The organism is Pseudomonas taiwanensis, assembly GCF_013393345.1.
GTDB lineage: Bacteria > Pseudomonadota > Gammaproteobacteria > Pseudomonadales > Pseudomonadaceae > Metapseudomonas > Metapseudomonas resinovorans_C.
The window spans coordinates 60,903-78,753 of the sequence record NZ_QJRF01000043.1; the positions used below are offsets into that span (position 1 = coordinate 60,903).

The 17,851-nt window shown below is 64.3% G+C and carries 20 protein-coding genes; 9 read left to right on the forward strand and 11 right to left on the reverse strand.

Translation table 11 applies throughout. The features are described 5' to 3' along the window. Positions 1 to 346: 346 nt before the first annotated feature. From DM872_RS08370 to DM872_RS08390, 5 genes are all read right to left on the reverse strand, one after another. Positions 347 to 1,924, reverse strand: coding sequence for a malate:quinone oxidoreductase (locus DM872_RS08370; RefSeq protein WP_179059029.1), 1,578 nt, complete (start codon positions 1,922 to 1,924; stop codon positions 347 to 349). 198 nt (positions 1,925 to 2,122) lie between these two features. Continuing rightward, complete coding sequence (locus DM872_RS08375; RefSeq protein ID WP_179059030.1) at positions 2,123 to 2,734, reverse strand: helix-turn-helix transcriptional regulator; 612 nt, start codon at positions 2,732 to 2,734, stop codon at positions 2,123 to 2,125. Between the two features lie 22 nt (positions 2,735 to 2,756). Continuing rightward, positions 2,757 to 3,386 carry a hypothetical protein gene (locus DM872_RS08380; protein ID WP_179059031.1) on the reverse strand — a complete coding sequence of 210 codons (630 nt, stop codon included), beginning with the start codon at positions 3,384 to 3,386 and terminating at the stop codon, positions 2,757 to 2,759. Between the two features lie 94 nt (positions 3,387 to 3,480). Then, a complete protein-coding gene (locus DM872_RS08385) occupies positions 3,481 to 4,911 on the reverse strand; it encodes a mechanosensitive ion channel family protein (protein ID WP_179059032.1) in 1,431 nt (476 codons plus the stop codon). Positions 4,912 to 5,010: 99 nt separating this feature from the next. Beyond that, the gene (locus DM872_RS08390; protein ID WP_179059033.1) at positions 5,011 to 5,226 is read right to left on the reverse strand and encodes a hypothetical protein; all 216 of its coding nucleotides are present in this window, start codon (positions 5,224 to 5,226) and stop codon (positions 5,011 to 5,013) included. Positions 5,227 to 5,364: 138 nt separating this feature from the next. Here DM872_RS08390 and DM872_RS08395 point away from each other — a divergent pair, with 138 nt between their 5' ends. After that, positions 5,365 to 5,943, forward strand: a complete 579-nt coding sequence (locus DM872_RS08395; protein WP_179059034.1) for an eCIS core domain-containing protein — start codon at positions 5,365 to 5,367, stop codon at positions 5,941 to 5,943. 252 nt (positions 5,944 to 6,195) lie between these two features. Here the strand turns inward: DM872_RS08395 and DM872_RS08400 are convergent, their stop codons facing one another. The 3 genes from DM872_RS08400 to DM872_RS08410 all read right to left on the reverse strand — a co-directional run bounded on the left by DM872_RS08400 (position 6,196) and on the right by DM872_RS08410 (position 8,647). Beyond that, positions 6,196 to 6,900 carry a glutathione S-transferase N-terminal domain-containing protein gene (locus DM872_RS08400; protein WP_179059035.1) on the reverse strand — a complete coding sequence of 235 codons (705 nt, stop codon included), beginning with the start codon at positions 6,898 to 6,900 and terminating at the stop codon, positions 6,196 to 6,198. 139 nt (positions 6,901 to 7,039) lie between these two features. Beyond that, positions 7,040 to 7,699 (reverse strand): glutathione S-transferase family protein, encoded by a 660-nt coding sequence (locus DM872_RS08405; protein ID WP_179059036.1) that lies wholly within the window; start codon positions 7,697 to 7,699, stop codon positions 7,040 to 7,042. 78 nt (positions 7,700 to 7,777) lie between these two features. Further along, positions 7,778 to 8,647 (reverse strand): LysR substrate-binding domain-containing protein, encoded by an 870-nt coding sequence (locus DM872_RS08410; protein ID WP_179059037.1) that lies wholly within the window; start codon positions 8,645 to 8,647, stop codon positions 7,778 to 7,780. Between the two features lie 111 nt (positions 8,648 to 8,758). Here DM872_RS08410 and phnD point away from each other — a divergent pair, with 111 nt between their 5' ends. The 7 genes from phnD to phnX all read left to right on the forward strand — a co-directional run bounded on the left by phnD (position 8,759) and on the right by phnX (position 15,729). Further along, complete coding sequence (gene phnD, locus DM872_RS08415; RefSeq protein ID WP_179059038.1) at positions 8,759 to 9,628, forward strand: phosphonate ABC transporter substrate-binding protein; 870 nt, start codon at positions 8,759 to 8,761, stop codon at positions 9,626 to 9,628. Further along, positions 9,625 to 10,422, forward strand: a complete 798-nt coding sequence (gene phnC / locus DM872_RS08420) for a phosphonate ABC transporter ATP-binding protein (RefSeq protein ID WP_179059039.1) — start codon at positions 9,625 to 9,627, stop codon at positions 10,420 to 10,422. Before phnD ends, phnC begins: the two co-directional genes overlap by 4 nt. A gap of 2 nt (positions 10,423 to 10,424) precedes the next feature. Continuing rightward, positions 10,425 to 11,243, forward strand: coding sequence for a phosphonate ABC transporter, permease protein PhnE (gene phnE / locus DM872_RS08425; RefSeq protein ID WP_179059040.1), 819 nt, complete (start codon positions 10,425 to 10,427; stop codon positions 11,241 to 11,243). Between the two features lie 167 nt (positions 11,244 to 11,410). After that, complete coding sequence (gene psrA, locus DM872_RS08430; protein WP_179059041.1) at positions 11,411 to 12,502, forward strand: iron-containing alcohol dehydrogenase PsrA; 1,092 nt, start codon at positions 11,411 to 11,413, stop codon at positions 12,500 to 12,502. 108 nt (positions 12,503 to 12,610) lie between these two features. Continuing rightward, positions 12,611 to 13,912, forward strand: coding sequence for an MFS transporter (locus DM872_RS08435; protein WP_179059042.1), 1,302 nt, complete (start codon positions 12,611 to 12,613; stop codon positions 13,910 to 13,912). A gap of 39 nt (positions 13,913 to 13,951) precedes the next feature. Further along, positions 13,952 to 14,815: a LysR substrate-binding domain-containing protein gene (locus DM872_RS08440; RefSeq protein WP_179059043.1), complete on the forward strand. Its 864-nt coding sequence runs from the start codon at positions 13,952 to 13,954 to the stop codon at positions 14,813 to 14,815. Positions 14,816 to 14,901: 86 nt separating this feature from the next. Next, positions 14,902 to 15,729, forward strand: coding sequence for a phosphonoacetaldehyde hydrolase (gene phnX, locus DM872_RS08445; protein WP_179059044.1), 828 nt, complete (start codon positions 14,902 to 14,904; stop codon positions 15,727 to 15,729). A gap of 333 nt (positions 15,730 to 16,062) precedes the next feature. Here the strand turns inward: phnX and DM872_RS08450 are convergent, their stop codons facing one another. Beyond that, positions 16,063 to 16,404 carry an FKBP-type peptidyl-prolyl cis-trans isomerase gene (locus DM872_RS08450; RefSeq protein ID WP_179059045.1) on the reverse strand — a complete coding sequence of 114 codons (342 nt, stop codon included), beginning with the start codon at positions 16,402 to 16,404 and terminating at the stop codon, positions 16,063 to 16,065. Positions 16,405 to 16,673: 269 nt separating this feature from the next. Here DM872_RS08450 and DM872_RS08455 point away from each other — a divergent pair, with 269 nt between their 5' ends. After that, complete coding sequence (locus DM872_RS08455; protein WP_179059046.1) at positions 16,674 to 17,036, forward strand: DUF3509 domain-containing protein; 363 nt, start codon at positions 16,674 to 16,676, stop codon at positions 17,034 to 17,036. A 7-nt stretch (positions 17,037 to 17,043) separates the two neighbouring features. Here DM872_RS08455 and DM872_RS08460 read toward each other — a convergent pair whose 3' ends face one another. Both DM872_RS08460 and DM872_RS08465 read right to left on the reverse strand, forming a co-directional pair. Further along, entirely contained in the window at positions 17,044 to 17,499 is a 456-nt protein-coding gene (locus DM872_RS08460; protein ID WP_179059047.1) for a hypothetical protein, read from the reverse strand. A gap of 133 nt (positions 17,500 to 17,632) precedes the next feature. Continuing rightward, positions 17,633 to 17,827, reverse strand: a complete 195-nt coding sequence (locus DM872_RS08465; protein WP_077524389.1) for a hypothetical protein — start codon at positions 17,825 to 17,827, stop codon at positions 17,633 to 17,635. Positions 17,828 to 17,851: the final 24 nt, after the last annotated feature.

Below are 17,851 nucleotides of genomic sequence, written 5' to 3' on the forward strand. Positions count from 1 at the left end.
ATGTTGGGGCCAGGCATTGTTGTGGGGGCGAATTCATCGCTGCATTGCCGGTAGGAGCTGGCTTGCCAGCGAATGGCCCCGTTTCGCTAGCAAGCTAGCTCCTACAAGGCTCCTGGGATCTCAGGGGCCCCCACAGGATCTCTGCCGGAGAGTGTTTCTCTCCTTGTGGGGGCGAATTCATTCGCTATGGGCAGCGAAGCTGCCCTCATCAAGGGCCAGGGCGAACCTGCGGTCCGCTTAGCGATTGAAATCGCCCCCACAGGATCAGGTGTTTGCCGGATGACACGGAGCCACCGGAGCGAGTCACCCCTCTCCATTTCAGGAAGAGGGGCAGGGGGTGAGGGCCTTACTGCACAGCAACTTCCGGCAGCACCGGCACGTGCTCCAGTTGCAGGCGTTCGCTGCTCCAGGCGCGGACCTGGTTGGTCAGCTCCAGGTCGTTGTTCAGCTTGCGGCCGTAGGAGGGAATGATTTCCTTCAGGCGGGCCTGCCATTCCGGCGTCTGGACCTTGTCCTTGAAGGTCTTCTCCAGCACGGTGAGCATGATCGGCGCAGCCGTGGAAGCACCCGGCGAGGCGCCCAGCAGCGCCGCGATGCTGCCGTCGGCGGAGCTGACGACTTCGGTGCCGAACTGCAGGATGCCGCCTTTCTCGGCGTCCTTCTTGATCACCTGCACGCGCTGGCCGGCGGTCAGCAGTTCCCAGTCCTCGTCCCTGGCCTGCGGGAAATACTCGCGCAGTTCATGCATGCGGTCGGCCTGGCTGAGCATCAGCTGGCCCATCAGGTAGGTGCTGAGCGGAATGTTGTCCAGGCCGGCGTTGGTCATCGGGCCGATATTGTCGGTGGTCAGGGCGCTGAACATGTCCAGCAGCGAGCCGTTCTTCAGGAACTTGGTGGAGAAGGTGGCGAACGGTCCGAACAGCAGCACTTTCTGGCCATCGATCACCCGGGTGTCCAGGTGCGGCACCGACATGGGCGGCGAGCCGACCGACGCCTTGCCGTAGAGCTTGGCCTGGTGCTGCGCCACTACCTCGGGGTTGCGGGTGACCAGGAACTGGCCGCCCACCGGGAAACCGGCGTAGCCCTCGGCTTCCGGAATTCCGGATTTCTGCAGCAGCTTGAGGGCGCCACCGCCGGCGCCGATGAAGACGAACTTCGCCTTGACGCTGCGAACGGCCTCGCCGTTGCCGAGGTCGGCGACGACCACCGTCCAGGTGCCGTCTTCGTTGCGCTTGATGTCGCGGACTTCGTGCTTGAGGTTCAGCGAAACCTTGTCGCTTTCGGTCAGCGAGGCGATCAGTTGGCGGGTGATCTCGCCGAAGTTGACGTCGGTGCCGATGGCCATGCGGGTGGCGGCGACTTTCTGGTCCGCCGGACGGCCCTCCATCGCCAGCGGCGCCCACTTGCTGATCTGCCCATGGTCCTCGGAGTACTCCATGCCACGGAATAGCGAACTGTGCTGCAGGGCGGCGTGGCGCTTCCGGAGGAACTCGATGTTGTCATCGCCCCAGACGAAACTCATGTGCGGCACGCCATTGATGAAGGACTTCGGATTGCTCAGCACATTGCGCTCGACCTGGTAGGCCCAGAACTGCTTGGAAATCTCGAAGGATTCATTGATCGCCACCGCCTTGCTGATATCGATACCGCCGTCAGCGGTTTCCGGGGTGTAGTTCAGCTCGCAGAAGGCAGAGTGGCCGGTGCCGGCGTTGTTCCACGGGTTGGAGCTTTCCGCGGCGACCTGGTCCAGTCGTTCGTAGATATCGATGCTCCAGCCCGGCTCCAGCTCGTGAAGGTAGGTGCCGAGGCTGGCGCTCATGATGCCGCCGCCGATCAGCAGCACGTCGACAGACTTCTCCGCCTGCGGTTGCTTGGCACAGCCAAGTACCGCGAGGCACAGGAAGCCTAGGAGGAGTTTTTTCATGGGACTGTCCCTTTACTGTTTCTCGAAAAGGGCGGTGGGTAGGCAAATGCCGTGCCGCAATCGGCAAAATCCCATGAAACGATTCACTGGGCGGGAATCAGGGCTCCCAGCTTGCGTTGGTGGTGGCGGAAAACCGCCCGGAATGGCGGGTATCCACCCTGCGCGTGGCGGATACCCGCCAACCTACAGAGCGCTGGCTCAGCTCCGGTCGATCCGGAAGCGACAGACCTGTCCCTGGCGCACCATGCATTCGAGGTGTTCGACCTGGCCGCCGCCGAGGGTACCGATCAGCGCCAGGTCCAGCTCGCAGACTTCCGGGTGCAACGCCGCCAGGTGATGGAACACGCAATTGTGAGCGACGATCTCGGGTTCGCCGCCGGAACGGAAGAAGACTTCGGCTTCGTAGCCGGTTTCGTCCATGTGCTGGGCGATGCGCGTTTCGTCGATGACCTGCGCTTCGATTTCGCCAGCCAGGCGGCGGCCGAGGCCGCGCATGAGCTGGACGAGGGCGTCGTGGCCGATGAGGCTGGCCACTTCGCCGATGAGCAGATTGGCCAGTAACTGGTACTGGCGGGGGAAGAGCTCCCGGCCACGTGGGCTGAGTTGGTAGAGCTGTTCGGGGCGGCGGCCGGTGGGTCGCGTTTCGCCCCGCCGTACCAACCCGTCGCGCTCCAGCGCGGCCAGGTGCTGGCGGATAGCCGTGCGGGTCACCGCCAGATGATTGGCAAGTTCGTCGATGCTCATGCCGCCCGATTGGTAGAGCAGGGCGCCGAGCAGGTCCTGTTGAGTACGTCCCAATCCTTGAAGCATCGATTACCTCGGCAGGCCAGTGTCAGAACTTGTCGGGGAACTGTTTGACCAGTGCAGCGGCCAGGGTGTCGGCCAGTACCTGCATGTGCTGGCGCATGGCTGTCCAGGTGCCGGCCTCGCCTGCGAAGTCGCCTTTGCTCAGTTGGTCGATCTGCGCCACATGGTGTCCGCCGTGAGCACTGAGCATGTTGAGCAGGGCGTCCTCGGGCAGGTTCGGGTTAGCGCTGGAGAGGAACTTGGCAATGCCCTTGGCATTGCGCGTGAGGTCGCTCACCGCCGCTTTCTTGCCGTCATCGTCCTTGGCCACGGTGGCATCGCTGTAGTGCTTCACGGCGCCCCAGTGCCCGGCCAGCAGTTCCAGCAACTGGTCCGCCGCTGGCTGGCCGTAGAGCGGGGCGATGCTGTTGGCGATGGCCTTGGCGTTGTTCACGACTTGGGTGGCGGCCGCTTCCGCCTGCTTGGGCTGGCCGTCCTGATTGGCGACGACGTAGTTCCTGACCCAGAAGATGTGCTCCACCCACAGGTCGCGCAGCGCCAGTCGGGTGGTCAGCGCGGGAGTGTCGGCGCCGGCCGCTGTTGATTGCGCGGCCAGGCTCCAGGTGGGTTGAACGAGCGCTACAAGCAGCAGTAAAGCCAGTGTCCTGAGTTTCATGACGGGGCCCTCGCGTTGCGGATTGTCCTACAAAGTCAATTAAAGCATATAAAAATGCCGTTATTGGTTTTTAGGCGTCCGCTGATCGGAACCCTCAGTGTTTCTTCTGCAGCCAGCTGAGGAAGCCGGTCTTCTTCACGACCTGGGGTTTCTGCAGCAGCAGATTGCGGCTGGCTTGTTCGCGGAAGGTGCGCAGGTGGATGAGCGCGGCGCGGACTTCGACGCGCGTCTCGAGGAATTTGCTCATCGCCTCCCGGTCGATGCGGTAGAGCACGCAAGCGGTGAGGGCGGTGAACTGCGCCTGGGACGGCGCGTCGCAGCCGATGCCTTCCTCGCCGATGATTTCCCCCGGCCCCATGCGCCCGGCTTCGACCATCTTCCCGGTGTTGTCCGGCACCGCCGCGGACACCACGCCCGTACCGACGATCAGCAGGCCGTCGGCCACTTCGCCCACCGCCATCACCATCTGGCCGGCGGAGAACGCCAGCGGCGCCATGGCTTCGCTGAGTTCGTCCTTTTCACCATGGCTGAGCGCGCGGAAGATCTTCACCTCGTCCAGCAGCAGGCGCGGCCGCCCGGAGGGTTGCGGGGCGTCCTCGCCACTGAAGGAGATGCCGGCTGCTTCCAGGTGCCGGTGCGCCAGGTCGTACATCAGGTTGCTCACTTCGGTCTTGTTCTCGCCGGTGCGGATGAAGCCACTGATCTCGTACTCCATGGACTCCAGGTCCGAACCCTTGATCGCGACCTTCGGCTTGGGGTTGACCAGCAATGCGCTGACGCTCTGGATCGCCCTTTCAAGGGCCTCCAGCACGCGGCGCGGGCGCACCTGGGTCGACACCTTGAGCGTGATGGACACGCTGGTCAGCTCATAAGGGCGGCTGAAGTTGTGCACCTTGGTCTTGGCCGCCACCGAGTTGGGCACCACCACGGTGCTGCCCTTGTTCGTCAGCAGGTGGGTGGCGCGCCAGTCGATTTCCACCACCTTGCCCTCGGTACCGTCGATGGAGATCCAGTCATCCAGTTGATAGGGCTTGGTGGTGTTGAGGACGATGCCGGAGAACACGTCGCTCAGGGTGCTCTGCAAGGCCAGGCCGATGACGATCGCCATGACCCCGGAGGTCGCCAGCAGGCCTTTCACCGGCAGTTGCATCACATAGGCCGCGGCGGCCACCACCGCGACCAGGAAGATCAGCGCGCCCAGCACATCCTGGAGCAGCCGCCCGGCATGGCCGATGCGCGGCATCAGCAGCCCGAGTACCACGGTGGCGGTACGCGCGCCGAACAGCCACCAGCCGATTTCCATGGCGGTGGCTACCAGATTGAGGGTCGGATCGGACCACGGCGGCGGCTGCAGCGGACTCATGCCGGCATCGATGATCACGGCGCTGAACAGCACGAACAGCAGCAGCCGGCAGGCCACCCTCCAGGGCTGCTGTTCGACGGGAATGATGCGCCAGGCCGAGACGTCGATCAGGATCAGCAGGGCGCCGAACACCAGGGGGTGGCTTTGAATGAAGGGGAGCATGAATACCGTTCCGCGAATGAGCCTGCATCACGTTAGCAGACCGTCGTGTCGGCCGGTGAGCCCCTCTTCAGTTGGCCGCTAAATTGGGTGAAGCGCTACTCAGGGGCCGCCTTCGCCGAGTGGATTGCGCCCCTTGGAACCGGACACCAACGGGTCGTCCGCCGGATCGTTCCATTCCTTCAGCAGCCCCTCGGGGTTGGGTTCCTGTTGGGTGTCTTCCACGGGCTCCACATCAGTGTCCGGCACGTTGCGCGGTGTGTCCGTGGGCGGAGTCGGGTCGGGCGCTTCGCCCGGACGCTTGGGATCGCTGTGCATGGCGGTGTCCTCCGAATCGGGTGGCCATGACTGTTGTGAGCGGTCGCCGGCGACCGGCGTTCAGGGTCAGTCGTCGGACGCGGTGCGCTTGGCCGCTGGCCGTGGTCAAAGCCGAATGGAACCCGTCGTGGAGGACGCATGAGCCGGATCGCCCTGAACCTCGCATTGCTCGCCGCCTGTGGCCTCGCCGCAACGGCGTCGGCCTGCCCACCGGGGCAGTACGAAGTTTGCGTGACGGATTGCGTGTGCCTGCCCGACGTACGCGGCGTGCTCGGCCCGCTACCCGGTGAAGTGAGCCGGGTGGCCTCCGGCGCCTTGCAGCAATGGCTGGTGCAGGCCCGGGCCGATGCCTTGGCCGGCGGGGTCGAGCCGATCCCTCTGGCTATCCGGGAAAAGCTGGTGCCTTACTTCGATGCCGCGCTGCTGGATGTGGCGCGTTACCGGATCGGTGACAGCAGTGAGTTGGGCGCGGCCAGTGCGATGCTGCATGACCCGGATATCAAGGCCGTCACCCTGGTCGACGTAATCCTCTTCCGCGACCGCGAAGGTGCGCTGGAGGATGTGGCGCTCTGGGCCCACGAGCTGGTGCATGCGCAGCAGTATCGGGAGTGGGGCGTGGAGGGGTTCGCCAGCCGCTATGCCGAGAATTCCGATAGCGTGGAGGGGCCGGCTTACGAGATGCAGTTCAGGGTGGCGAAGGAATTGCGGGGGGAGTGAGGCGGGGGAGAGGGGGGCAGGTGCTGCCGGGTGTTCGTAGGGCAGACCTGCGGTCTAGTTAGCGATTGAAATCGCCCCCACAGAGGAGCGCAAGACCAGTGCCGCCTGCTGTGCCGATGGTGGATGTAAAAAGCGACATCCACCCTACTCACTGGCTGCTTCAGAAATAGTAGTGCCCCGCCGGCGCGAGTCACCCCTCGCCCTCTGGGAGAGGGGCGGGGGTGAGGGCTGTACCAGGCTGGCGCAATGGCTTCAATCCCGCTTCGGAATCCCCAACCCACGCTCGACCGCCGGGCGCGCCAGGAAGGCTTCCAGCACGCGCTTCACATTGGCGAAGCGCTCGAACCCGACCAGGTCGCCCGCCTCGTAGAAGCCGACCAGGTTGCGGACCCAGGGGAAGGTGGCGATGTCGGCGATGCTGAACTGCTCGCCCATGATCCAGTCCCGGCCTTCCAGGCGCTGGTCGAGCACGGCCAGAAGGCGCGCCGATTCCTGCACATAGCGGTCGAGGGGACGCTTGTCCTCGTAGTCCTTGCCGGCGAATTTGTTGAAGAAGCCGATCTGGCCGAACATCGGGCCGATCCCACCCATCTGGAACATCAGCCACTGGATGCATTCGTATCGGCCGGCGGCGTCCTGCGGGATCAGTTGGCCGGTCTTGTCCGCCAGGTAGATAAGGATGGCGCCGGACTCGAACAGCGGCAGCGGGCGGCCATCCGGTCCATTGGGGTCGATGATGGCGGGGATCTTGTTGTTCGGATTGAGGGAGAGGAACTCCGACGACATCTGGTCATTGCGCTCGAAGCTCACCAGGTGCGGCTCGTAGGGCAGGCCGGTCTCCTCCAGCATGATGGAGACCTTGACGCCATTGGGCGTCGGCAGGGAATAGAGCTGAAGAACGTCTGGCCGCGTTGCGGGCCATTTACGGTGGATGGGGAAAGTCGACAGATCACTCATGGGGACATCCTGTGCGAGATTGCGGAGCGAATGGGCAACCATACTCGCCTGCGCCCAGGTCGCGAAAGGCCGTTAACCGGGTAGGAGCGAGCTCTGCTCGCGAAGCTCTTGATTCGTTGCCGCGCCTCAGCCTTGAGGATCAATCGCGATCCGGCGCACCCAGCGGGAACAGCGACCGATACGGGCGCGCTTCATCCACGGCGCGGGCGATGGACGGATGCGCCAGGAGCCGTTGTCGATAGCGGCGCAGATTGCCGAAGGCCGCATCGATCGGGTGCACCCAGTCGGCGTAGAACAGCGAGGGCGCCGCCGCGCAGTCCGCCAGGCTGAAGGTTTCGCCGGCAGCCCAGGTTCGCCCCGTGAGCTTCCCTTCGAGCCAGGCGTAACTGCGATCCAGCAGGGCCTTGGCGTCCGCCACGCCGCAGGGATCGCGCTGGTCCTCCGAGCGCAGGCTATCGAGTACCGGCTTCTGCATGGGCGTCATCACATACAGGTCGAAGAATCGATCCAGCATCCGCACTTCCAACGCCGCTTCTGGCTGCTCGGGGATCAGCTTCACTGGCCCGGCATGGTGCAGCTGCAGGTACTCGATGATGATGCTCGACTCCATCACTGCCCGCTCGCCGTCCAGCAGCAGAGGAAACCGCTGCAAAGGCCAGAGCCGCTGGAACTCCTCGCCGGTGGCCGGATCGTCGGGTGATAGCAGGCGCATCTGGAACGGGATGCTGTTCTCGTAGAGCGCGATCAGGACCTTCTGGCAGTACGACGAGAAGGGGTGCGCGAACAGTTGCAGGGACATGGGGCGACTCCTGGATGGGAGGGGTTCGCTGACTGGTCGATTGGCGCAGGGCGAGATCGACATCGGCTCAGCAACACGCTAGCGGATATCGCCCATCAGTGCCGCCTCGAAGAACGACGAGATCAGCAGGCTGTTGCGCCGTTCCGCCAGGCAGTAAAGGTAGGTTTCGGTGTGCACCGGGTCGCCCTCGATACGGATGGGCTTGATTCGAGGGTCGGGAATGAACTCCGCCTCGGACACTGCACCCAGGCCGATGCCGCGCACTACCGCTTCGCGCAGGGCCTCGCGGCTGCCGATTTCCATGGCGATGCGCGGTGTCACGCCGGCCTCGGCCAGCACCCGCTCCAGGGCTGCGCGAGTGGTGGAGCCGGATTCCCGCTGCAGCAGTGGCTGCCCTTCCAGATCCTCCAGGGCGATCACGTCACGGCTAGCCAGCGGGTGGTCGTGTCGGGCGAACAGGATGATGGCGTGGCGGGCGTAGCGCACGCTGCACAGGCTCGGGTCCTCATGCAGGCCGGCGAGCACGGCGATGTCGGTGACGTACTGTTCCAGGTCGGCCAGCACCTCGGCCGAGTTGCCGACGCGGATCGACACTTCGATACGTGGATGGCGCTGGCGGTAGTGATCGACCATCTCGATCACATGGAAAGGGCCGACCGCGCCCAGCTTGAGCTGGCCACTGTCCAGGCGCCCGGAATCTCGCAGCAGGTTGTGCGCTTCGAGCTCGAGGGCGGCGATGCGCTGGGCGATAGGCAGCAACTGCTGGCCGACATCGGAGAGCTCGATGCGTCGGCCCCGGCGATGGAACAGCTCGACGTTGTGCTGGCGCTCCAGGCTCTGCACCTGGGTGGTCAGAGTGGGCTGGCTGAGCCCCAGCGCGCGGGCCCCGGCGCTGAAGCTGCCGTGCCTGGCGACAGCGAGGAAAGCGCGCAATTTGGCGGACGACATCCATAGGTTCCTTCAATAGTTTCCTGCCGAAACCCATATTGAATTGATCGTATGACTGTCACGTGACCTTCCTAGCCTGTGCCCATTCCAACCACAACCGCTGGGAATGCCATGAAAAACCTCGCCAAGTTCCTCCGCGTCGCCGGTATCGTTCTGCTCCCGCTGGTCGCCGCCACCGCCGCCCAGGCCGCCGACAAGCTGACCATCGGCCTGATCCCCTCGGAAGATTCCCAGGCCATGATCGAGTCCAGCAAACAGGTGCTGGACAGCCTCGAAAGCCAGCTCGGCATGCCCGTGGAACCCTTCGTCGCCACCGACTACAACGGCATTATCGAGGCCCTGCGGGCCGGCAAGCTGGATGTGGCTTACCTCGGCCCGTTCTCCTACGTACTCGCCACCACCGTGGCCGATGTCGAAGCCTTCTCGGTGGCAGTCACCAAGAAGACCGGACAGAGCGCCTACAAGAGCCTGATCCTGGCGCGCAAGGACAGCGGCATCCGCAACCTTGCAGACCTCAAGGGCCACACCTTTGCCTTCGTCGATCCCAGTTCGGCGTCCGGCCACCTGTTCCCCAAGGCGGGACTGGAGCAGGCCGGCTTCGAACCGGACAAGTTGTTCTCGCGGGTGATCTTCTCCGGCTCCCACGACGCCAGCATCCTCGCGGTGGAGAACAACAAGGTCGATGCCGCCGCCGTGGCCGACCGCATCCTCGCCGGCGCAGTCGCCAAGGGCCTGGTGAAGCAGGACGACTTCCAGGTGGTCTGGACGTCCCGCCCGATCCCCGAGTCCCCCATGGTCTGGCGCAAGGACATGGACCCGGCGCTGAAGCAGAAGGTGGCTGCTGCGCTGGCCTCGATCAAGGACCTGCCGTGGGGTGACCAGGGCCAGCTCGATGGTTTCCAGCCCACCAACGACGCGGCTTATGACGTGGTCCGCGAAACCGCCAAGGTGCTCGATCTCGATCTGCGGAGCATGAAATGATCCGGGTTCGCCAACTGACCAAGCAGTACGGCAGCAATGCCGTGCTGCGAGGCATCGACCTGGATATCGCGGCAGGGGAGTTCGTGGTGATCCTGGGCCAGTCCGGCGCCGGCAAGTCGACTTTGCTGCGCTGTATGAATCGCCTGGTCCAGGCGGACTCCGGTTGCCTGGAAGTGGCCGGCATCGACGCCATCGGCTGTCGCGACACCCGCGACCTGCGTCGCCAGGTGGCGATGATCTTCCAGCATCACAATGTGGTTCCGAGGTTGTCGGTACTGAAGAACGTACTGACCGGCCGGCTCGGATCGGTGTCCACCCCGGCCTCCGTGCTGCAACTGTTCCGCCGCGAGGACCTGGCCCTGGCGATGGACTGCCTCCAAAGGGTCGAGCTGGCGCACAAGGCCCATGAGCGCACCGACGCGCTTTCCGGCGGGCAGAAGCAGCGAGTGGGCATCGCCCGTGCATTGGCGCAGCGGCCGAGGGTGATCCTCGCCGACGAGCCGGTGGCCAGTCTCGATCCGAAGACCGCGCGCCTGGTGCTGCAATACCTGCGCGATGCCAGCCGCGAGCTGGGCATCACCGTGGTCTGCAACCTGCACCAGGTGGATTACGCCCGAGAGTTCGGCGACCGCATTGTCGGCCTGGCCCACGGCCGCCTGGTGTTCGATGGCGACGGTGCGAGCCTGACCGAAGCCGACCTGCAATGCATCTATCCCGGCCAGGAGCCGGAGCCCTGGGAATCGCATGGCGCCGACGCGGCGCAGATGCGCTATGCCGCCGGGCTGGGGAGTTGAACATGCAACGAAGCCAATACGCCTGGACCGTTCAACTGCCCCAGGGCAGCCGTGGCTGGCTGGGCACCGGCACCCTGGTGCTGGCGGTGATCCTGGTGCTCCACTGGAGCGCGAAAGGCGCGCAGTTGAGCGTGGCCGAACTGGCCGCTGGCCTGCCGCAGATCGGTGACTTCCTGAGCCGCACCATGCCGCCGGATTTCAGCATCCTCCCGAGGCTGATCGCCCCCGCGCTGGAAACCGTGCAGATCGCCATCTGGGGCACGCTGCTCGGTGTGCTGCTGGCCATCCCGCTGTCGTTCCTCGCCGCGCGCAATCTCACGCGAAATCGCCTGCTCTACGGCGCCACCCGGCAATTCCTCAACCTGACCCGCAGCATCAACGAACTGATCCTCGCCCTGGTATTCGTTTCTGCGGTGGGCCTGGGGCCATTCCCCGGCGTACTGGCCCTGGCGCTGCACGGGCTGGGCATGCTCGGCAAGTTCTTCGCCGAGAGCATCGAAGAGATCGATCAAGGCCCCATCGAAGCACTCCAGGCCACCGGCGCACGGCCGTTGCAGGTGATCGTCTTCGGTGTGCTGCCTCAGGTGATCACCGCGTGGATCGCCGTGGTGCTCTATCGCTTCGAGGTCAACCTGCGTTCGGCCACGGTGCTCGGCATGGTCGGGGCCGGCGGTCTCGGTTTCGAGTTGGTCAGCAGCCTCAAGCTGTTCAAATACCAGGAAACCGCGACCTGCATCATCGTGATCACCCTGATGGTTATCCTCGCTGACACGGCATCCAGCCGCCTGCGCAACGCCATCCAGCGCGGCACTTCCCACTGATCCGACTTTGACCACCAGCCGCCCGGCGTGACGCCGGCGCGGTTGGCCAAGGCCTGCGCGTTCGTATCGGTCTGGCCGATGCACGCCTGCTATTAATCGATTTGAGCGGTTGTCGGGCAGGGCTGACCATGCACCCACCTTCCGACAACAACAAGAAAGGAGCCACCATGACTGCCCGTTTCCATAATCCGGTCGATACGCGTTTCGGCTGCGGCAGCCTCCGTGATCTCGCGTCCCTCACCGAGAACCAGAAGGTCGCCCTGGTGATCTTCCCCGAGGCACGCGCCCTGGGTTTGCTGGGCCGCCTCCAACTGCTGCTGGGCGAGCGCCTGGTGCACGTGGTGGAGGACGTCCAGCCCAACCCGGACGTCGCCCAGTTGCGCCACACCTATGAGCGCTTCTGGCATGAGGCGGCTGACTGCCAGACGGTCATCGCCGTGGGTGGTGGCAGCGCCATCGACACCGCCAAGGCGCTGATCGTCGGCACCGAGTCCGGCAGCTTCGACGAGTTGCTGGGGCTGCTGTCCACCGGCCAGGCCTTCGTGCCGGCCCGCGCCAAATCGCTGATCGCCGCGCCCACCACCGCCGGCACAGGGAGTGAAGTGACGCCCTGGGCAACCATCTGGGATGCGGGCAACCAGAAGAAGTATTCACTGCACCTGGACTGCACCTGGCCGAAGGTCGCCATCGTCGACCCGGAGCTGATGATCACGGTGCCTGCTGGCGTCACGGTCTCCACCGGCCTGGACGCACTGTCCCATGCCCTGGAAGCGATCTGGAACGTCAACGCCAATCCCGTCTCGGACACCTTCGCGATTTCCGCCATCGAGGACATCCTCGACTGCCTGCCGCAACTGCGCCGGGACCTCGGTAACAAGGAGCTGCGTTCGCGCATGGCGCTGGCCGCGCTCAAGGCCGGCATGGCGTTCTCCAACACCAAGACCGCGCTGGCCCATTCCATTTCCTACGAAATGACCCTGCGCTATGGGCTGCCCCACGGCATTGCCTGCTCCTTCACCCTGCCTCTGGTGCTGGGCCTCGCCTGGGGCCGTGACGAAGCCCGCGACCGCACCCTGCAACGGATCTTCGGCCCTGACCTGCGCAAGGCCCAGGCGCGCCTGCGGGAGTTCCTCCATAGCCTCGAAGTGAAGACCGAGTTCGGCGACTACGGCGTAACAGCCAGGGAAGCCGAGGCGATCATCGAATACGCCATGCAGGGCGCACGAGGCAAGAACTTCATCGGTTCGCGAGCCGCCTAGGGGCTTGCCTCCCCAACCTGAGCGCGGCTTCGGCCGCCCCTTTCCTGTCGCACCGAAAAAGAGTGCCGCCCCCGGCTTGACCGGAGGACCGTACAAAAGGAAAACACCATGAATCGTGCAGATACCCTGTCTGGCTTGACGATGTCCCATTCACCCTCGTTCCGTGCAGCCCAGTGGCGCATGCTGCTGGCTGCGATGTTCTGCTACCTGTTCTTCTACACGGGTCGGCAGACCTTCGGTTTCGCCATTCCCGGCATGCAGGCCGAGTTCGGCCTGAGCAAGGAAACCCTCGGCTGGGTCTCCACCGCCATGCTCTGGACCTATGCCATCGGCCAGGCCATCAACGGCAATCTCGCCGACAAGTTCGGTGGTCGCCGCATCATGAGCCTGGGGGCGGTGCTGTCCTGTGGCGCCAACTGGATCACCAGCTTTGCTGGCGGGTTCATGAGCCTGATCCTGCCCTGGGGCATCAACGGTTACTTCCAGGCCCTTGGCTGGGCGCCGGGCAGCCGGCTGCTGTCGAACTGGTGGGGCGTGTCGGAGCGCGGCAAGGTCTATGGCTTCTACGTGTTCGCTGCCGGCTGCGCCTCGATCCTGTCCTATGTCACGTCCATCGTCGTGATCGAAGTGCTGCATCTGGAGTGGCGCTGGATCTTCCGACTGCCGGTGTTGCTGATGCTGGCCGGCGGCATCCTGTTCTTCCTGATTGCGCGTGAGCGTCCGCAGGATCTGGGTTTCGAACCGCTGGCCGACACCGGTGTAGCCAACGCTAACGATAAGGGCCAGGAAGCGGCGCAGGGCGAGGTGGAAACCTCCGCGCAGCGTTACAAGGCGGTGCTGAAGAACGCCAAGCTGATCATCGCCGCCATTTCCCTGGGCTTCCAGAACGCCGCGCGTTACGGCCTGATCGTCTGGGTGCCGGTGCACTTCCTCGGTGCCGACTGGAAGAGCGGTGGCGATGGCTGGATCGATCCGAAGTGGATCACCGTGGCGCTGCCAGTGGGCATGGCCGTGGGCGCGCTGAGCAATGGCTGGGTGTCGGACAAATTGTTCGGCTCCAAACGCTACCTGGCGATCATGCTGTACATGGTGCTGGGCGCCGCCACCAGTCTGTGGATGTGGAGTCTTCCCGCCCATAGCACCATCGGCCTGGTGGCGCTATTCCTCTGTGGCTTCTTCGTCTATGGCCCGGCATCCAGCTTCTGGGCACTGTGCCCGGACCTGGTGGGCGCCAAGCGGGCGGGTACCGCGACCGGCGTGATGAACTTCTCGTCCTACCTGTTCGCAGGCCTGGCCGAGCCGCTTATCGGGCGTCTGTTGGACATCAGCGGGAATACTTCGCTTATCTTCATCGTGGTCACCGCCGCCTGCCTCAGCAGTGCCCTGGTCGCACTCTTCGTGCGGCGCTGATCTTCACTTCCACCCATCGGCCGACGCCCGGAACTCTTCATGTACCAGTACCACAAGTGGCTCCGTTCCTTTCACGCCGTAGCCCGGACGGGCAGTTTCACGCTTGCGGCGGAGTACCTGTGCGTCGGCCAGCCCACGGTGAGCGAGCAGGTCAGCTCGCTGGAGAAGCAGTTCTCCGTGGAACTCTTCCATCGCCGTGGCCGCTTCATCGAGCTGAGTGCGGCGGGTCGCGAGCTCTACGCAATCACCCAGGGCCTGTTCGGCCAGGAGAGCGAAGCGGTGCAACTGCTGCAGAGCTTCAAACAACGCAAGGCGGGAATGCTGCGCCTCGGCGCCGTGTCGCCGCCGATCGCCATGAGCCTGACCTACCAGTTGATGCAATGTTACCCGGACATCGAGCTGGAAACGTCCTTCAACACAGAGGGCGAGACCCTGGAGCGGTTGTACAACTTCGACATCGACGTCGCCATCCTTGCCCTGTCGGAGTTCGATCAGCGCCTCAGCACCCAGCTCTATCGCAGCTACCCGATCATCGCCGTGGTTCGCGACGATCACCCCTGGGCCAGCCAGGAGCAGGTGCGCGTCGAGGAAATCAGCGGCCAGCGGCTGGTACTGCGCGAACGCGCCTCGCGGACTCGCCAACTGGTGGAGGAGGAGTGCCATCGGCGCGGCCTGGAACTCGATTGCGCGATGCAGCTCAACAGCCGCGAAGCCATCGTCCACGCCATTGCCCAGGGCATCGGGATCGGCTTCGTGTCGGCCGTGGAATACGCGCAGACACCCGGAACGCGGCCGATCACCTTCGTCGACCACCCGTTCCACATCGACTACTACCTGTGCTGCCTGGGCATCCGCCGCAACCGGCCGATGATTGGCGAGCTACTCGACGCACCACCTCCCTGATTTCACCCGTTCCCAATCCACAACCTGCACGACTCCCGCCAGCGGCGCGGGGCGGCCTTTCTCATCCCTGAAAACGGAGATCCACCATGGACTACAAGCAACCCACCCAACTGCAAGCCGTCATCCTTGACTGGGCCGGCACCGTCGTCGACTTCGGTTCCTTCGCTCCGACCCAGATATTCGTCGAGGCCTTCGGTGAGTTCGGCGTCGCCGTCTCCCTGGAAGAAGCGCGCGGCCCGATGGGTATGGGCAAGTGGGATCACATCCGCACACTCTGCGACATCCCCGCCATCGGCGAACGCTACCGCGCCGCCTTTGGCCGCCTGCCCACGGACGATGACGTCACCGCCATCTACGAGCGCTTCATGCCGCTGCAGATCGAGAAGATCGGCCTGCACTCGGCGCTGATCCCCGGTGCCCTCGACGCCATCGCCACCCTGCGTGGCAAAGGCCTGAAGATCGGCACCTGCTCCGGCTACCCGGCTGTGGTGATGGCCAAGGTGGTGGAGCTGGCCCGCGAGAACGGCTACACGCCGGACCACGTGGTGGCCACCGACGAAGTGCCCAACGGCCGTCCGCACCCGGCGCAGTCCCTGGCCAACGTGATCGCCCTCGGCATCGACGACGTGGCCGCCTGCGTGAAGGTGGACGACACCTGGCCGGGCATCCTCGAAGGCCGCAGGGCCGGCATGTGGACCGTGGCCCTGACCTGCTCGGGCAATGCCCTGGGCCTGACGTACGAGCAGTTCAAGGCGCTGCCGAAGGACAAGCTGGACCAGGAGCGCGCGCGCATCGGCCAGATGTTCGAAGGCTCCCGTCCGCACTACCTGATCGATACCATCGCCGAGCTGCCGGCGGTGATCGACGACATCAACAAGCGCCTGGCCCGTGGCGAGATGCCCCAGTCCAGCTGACAGCCTGCTGACAGATTCGCCCGGTATCCTGCCGCCGTCCGGTGACACGATTGCCGGGCGATTCATCCCCCATACCCTGCGGTTCCGGCGGCGGCCCAGGCCACAAGCCTGTGGCTGGCCGCCTTGTCCGAAAGATCGTGCTCGGACTGTTCGCGGGCAAGCTCGCTCCTACGGGTTCGGGGGGCTCGGCGCGCGATTGAATCAGCAATGTAGGATGGGTCGGGCGGCGTTCCGCGAGCCCGCGATACCCATCGTCGGTGCCGCATGGGTATAGACGGGTCAGGATCGCTCGTTGGGCCCACGTACGGCGGCCCATCTTCCCGGACTGGTTGATCAATCGTCGCGGGTCAGGACTTCCAGCAGCTCGATTTCGAAGCAGAGGTTGGAGTTCGGCTTGATATGCGCGCCGACCTGGCGCTCGCCGTAAGCGAGGTGAGCCGGGACGAAGAGCTTGCGCTTGCCGCCGACTTTCATGCCCATCAGGCCGATGTCCCAGCCCTTGATCACACGGCCGGTGCCGATCACGCACTGGAAGGGCTTGCCACGGCTGTAGGAGGAATCGAACTCCGTGCCGTCTTCCAGGGTGCCACGGTATTGGGTGGTGATCAGGGCGCCCTTGACCACTTCCTTGCCGTCGCCCAGCTGGATATCGGTTATCTGCAGTTCGTCACTCATGGGATGCGCTCCTTGGTTCATTGGCCGGGTCCGGCCGTTTGCGGGCAGCCTTTTCTCAGGATCAAGTGCGCTGGTCAAGCGACGAACTTGCGTTGAGAGCGTGCAACTTGCACGGCGGTTGGAAAGGGGATCGTGCAAGTCACCCGTCAACAGCGCTTCGCTTTCGTTCCATATGCCTGATTCGCAAGGAAATTGTCGAAGGCGGCGAACAGGCATGGCGACTGCAGGGAACAGGGTCCGAAAACGACGGCCCCACAGGAGTGTTCCGCATGAAGCTGCCATTCACTGCCTTCTACGACGCCTTCCCGCAGCACCAGGTGACGGTGAAACCGCGACCAGACGGCTCACTGTTGCTCACCTTGACCGGAGAAGACGGCGAGTCGTTCAGCAAGGCCATCGACAACGAGGCCTTCTATAGCGATGCGCGTGTGCGTCAGGTGATCCGGGAATTACAGCGGGACATGAAGCTGGAAGCGGGTGAGGTGCACTGGCATGACCGGGGAATCGACTGGGTTTCCCGCGAGTTGCCCACCTACCAGGGCGGGCCCATCCACATGACGGCGGCCAAGACGCTGGTAGCGCGGCGCAAACAGGCAGTCAGGTCGCAGAATCGTCATACCCCAGTGGTCTGACGTTCCGTCAGCGCGACCAGACGCCGTGGGCGCGAAGAGCGGCGTCGGCGTCCATCTCCAGCAGCGTGGTACGGGTATCGAGCAGATGCGCGAGCAAGCTGGCCACGGTCCGGCGCTGAACCGGTGAGCAATGCTGGAAGAAAGCGTTTTCCGCGCCGCTGTAGTCGAGATGGAAAACCATCTGCCAGCCATACCAGTCTATTTCCGGGACAGGCTCGGCCAACGCGAAGCGCGCCAGGGCAGGAAAGTAGTAGGCGATGCCTTCGGGCGAGCAGAAACAGATGGGGTCCCAACCGGCATTGCCGACATCTGCGTGTTGCAGTGTTTCGCGGTCACGACTGCATAGCAGCGCGTCGTGTTCTGCGCATTCGCAGCAGTGCTGGAAGTTGGCGAAGTGCTCCGGGCGCCGGCAGTCGCCGAAGGCGGTGTCTATGGCGGCGAGGATCTGGGCGTCGGTGGGCATGGGTGGGCTTCGTCGGCGGTCGGCATGACGCTAGCCGGCGATTGTCGCAGAGGCAAGCGAGTCGATGGCATCCATCACGCTTGATGCTAGAAGCAGTGGGATGGGGCAGGTAATCCCGCCCCATCCCTGTGGCTTAGCCACGTTTCGCTTTTTCCGCGAGTTCCTTCTGCTGCGCGACTTCTTCCTGGGCTTTGCGTTTCTGCTGCTCGACCTGGGCCAGGCGGGTCTCGTAGCGCTTGATAACGCGGTCGCCGCCGCCAGAGGCCATTGCGGAACCGGCGGAAAGGGCTACTGCAAGCAGGGTGGCAGTGGTGATAAGGGTTTTCATGGATAGTCTCCTGTCGAGATCTAG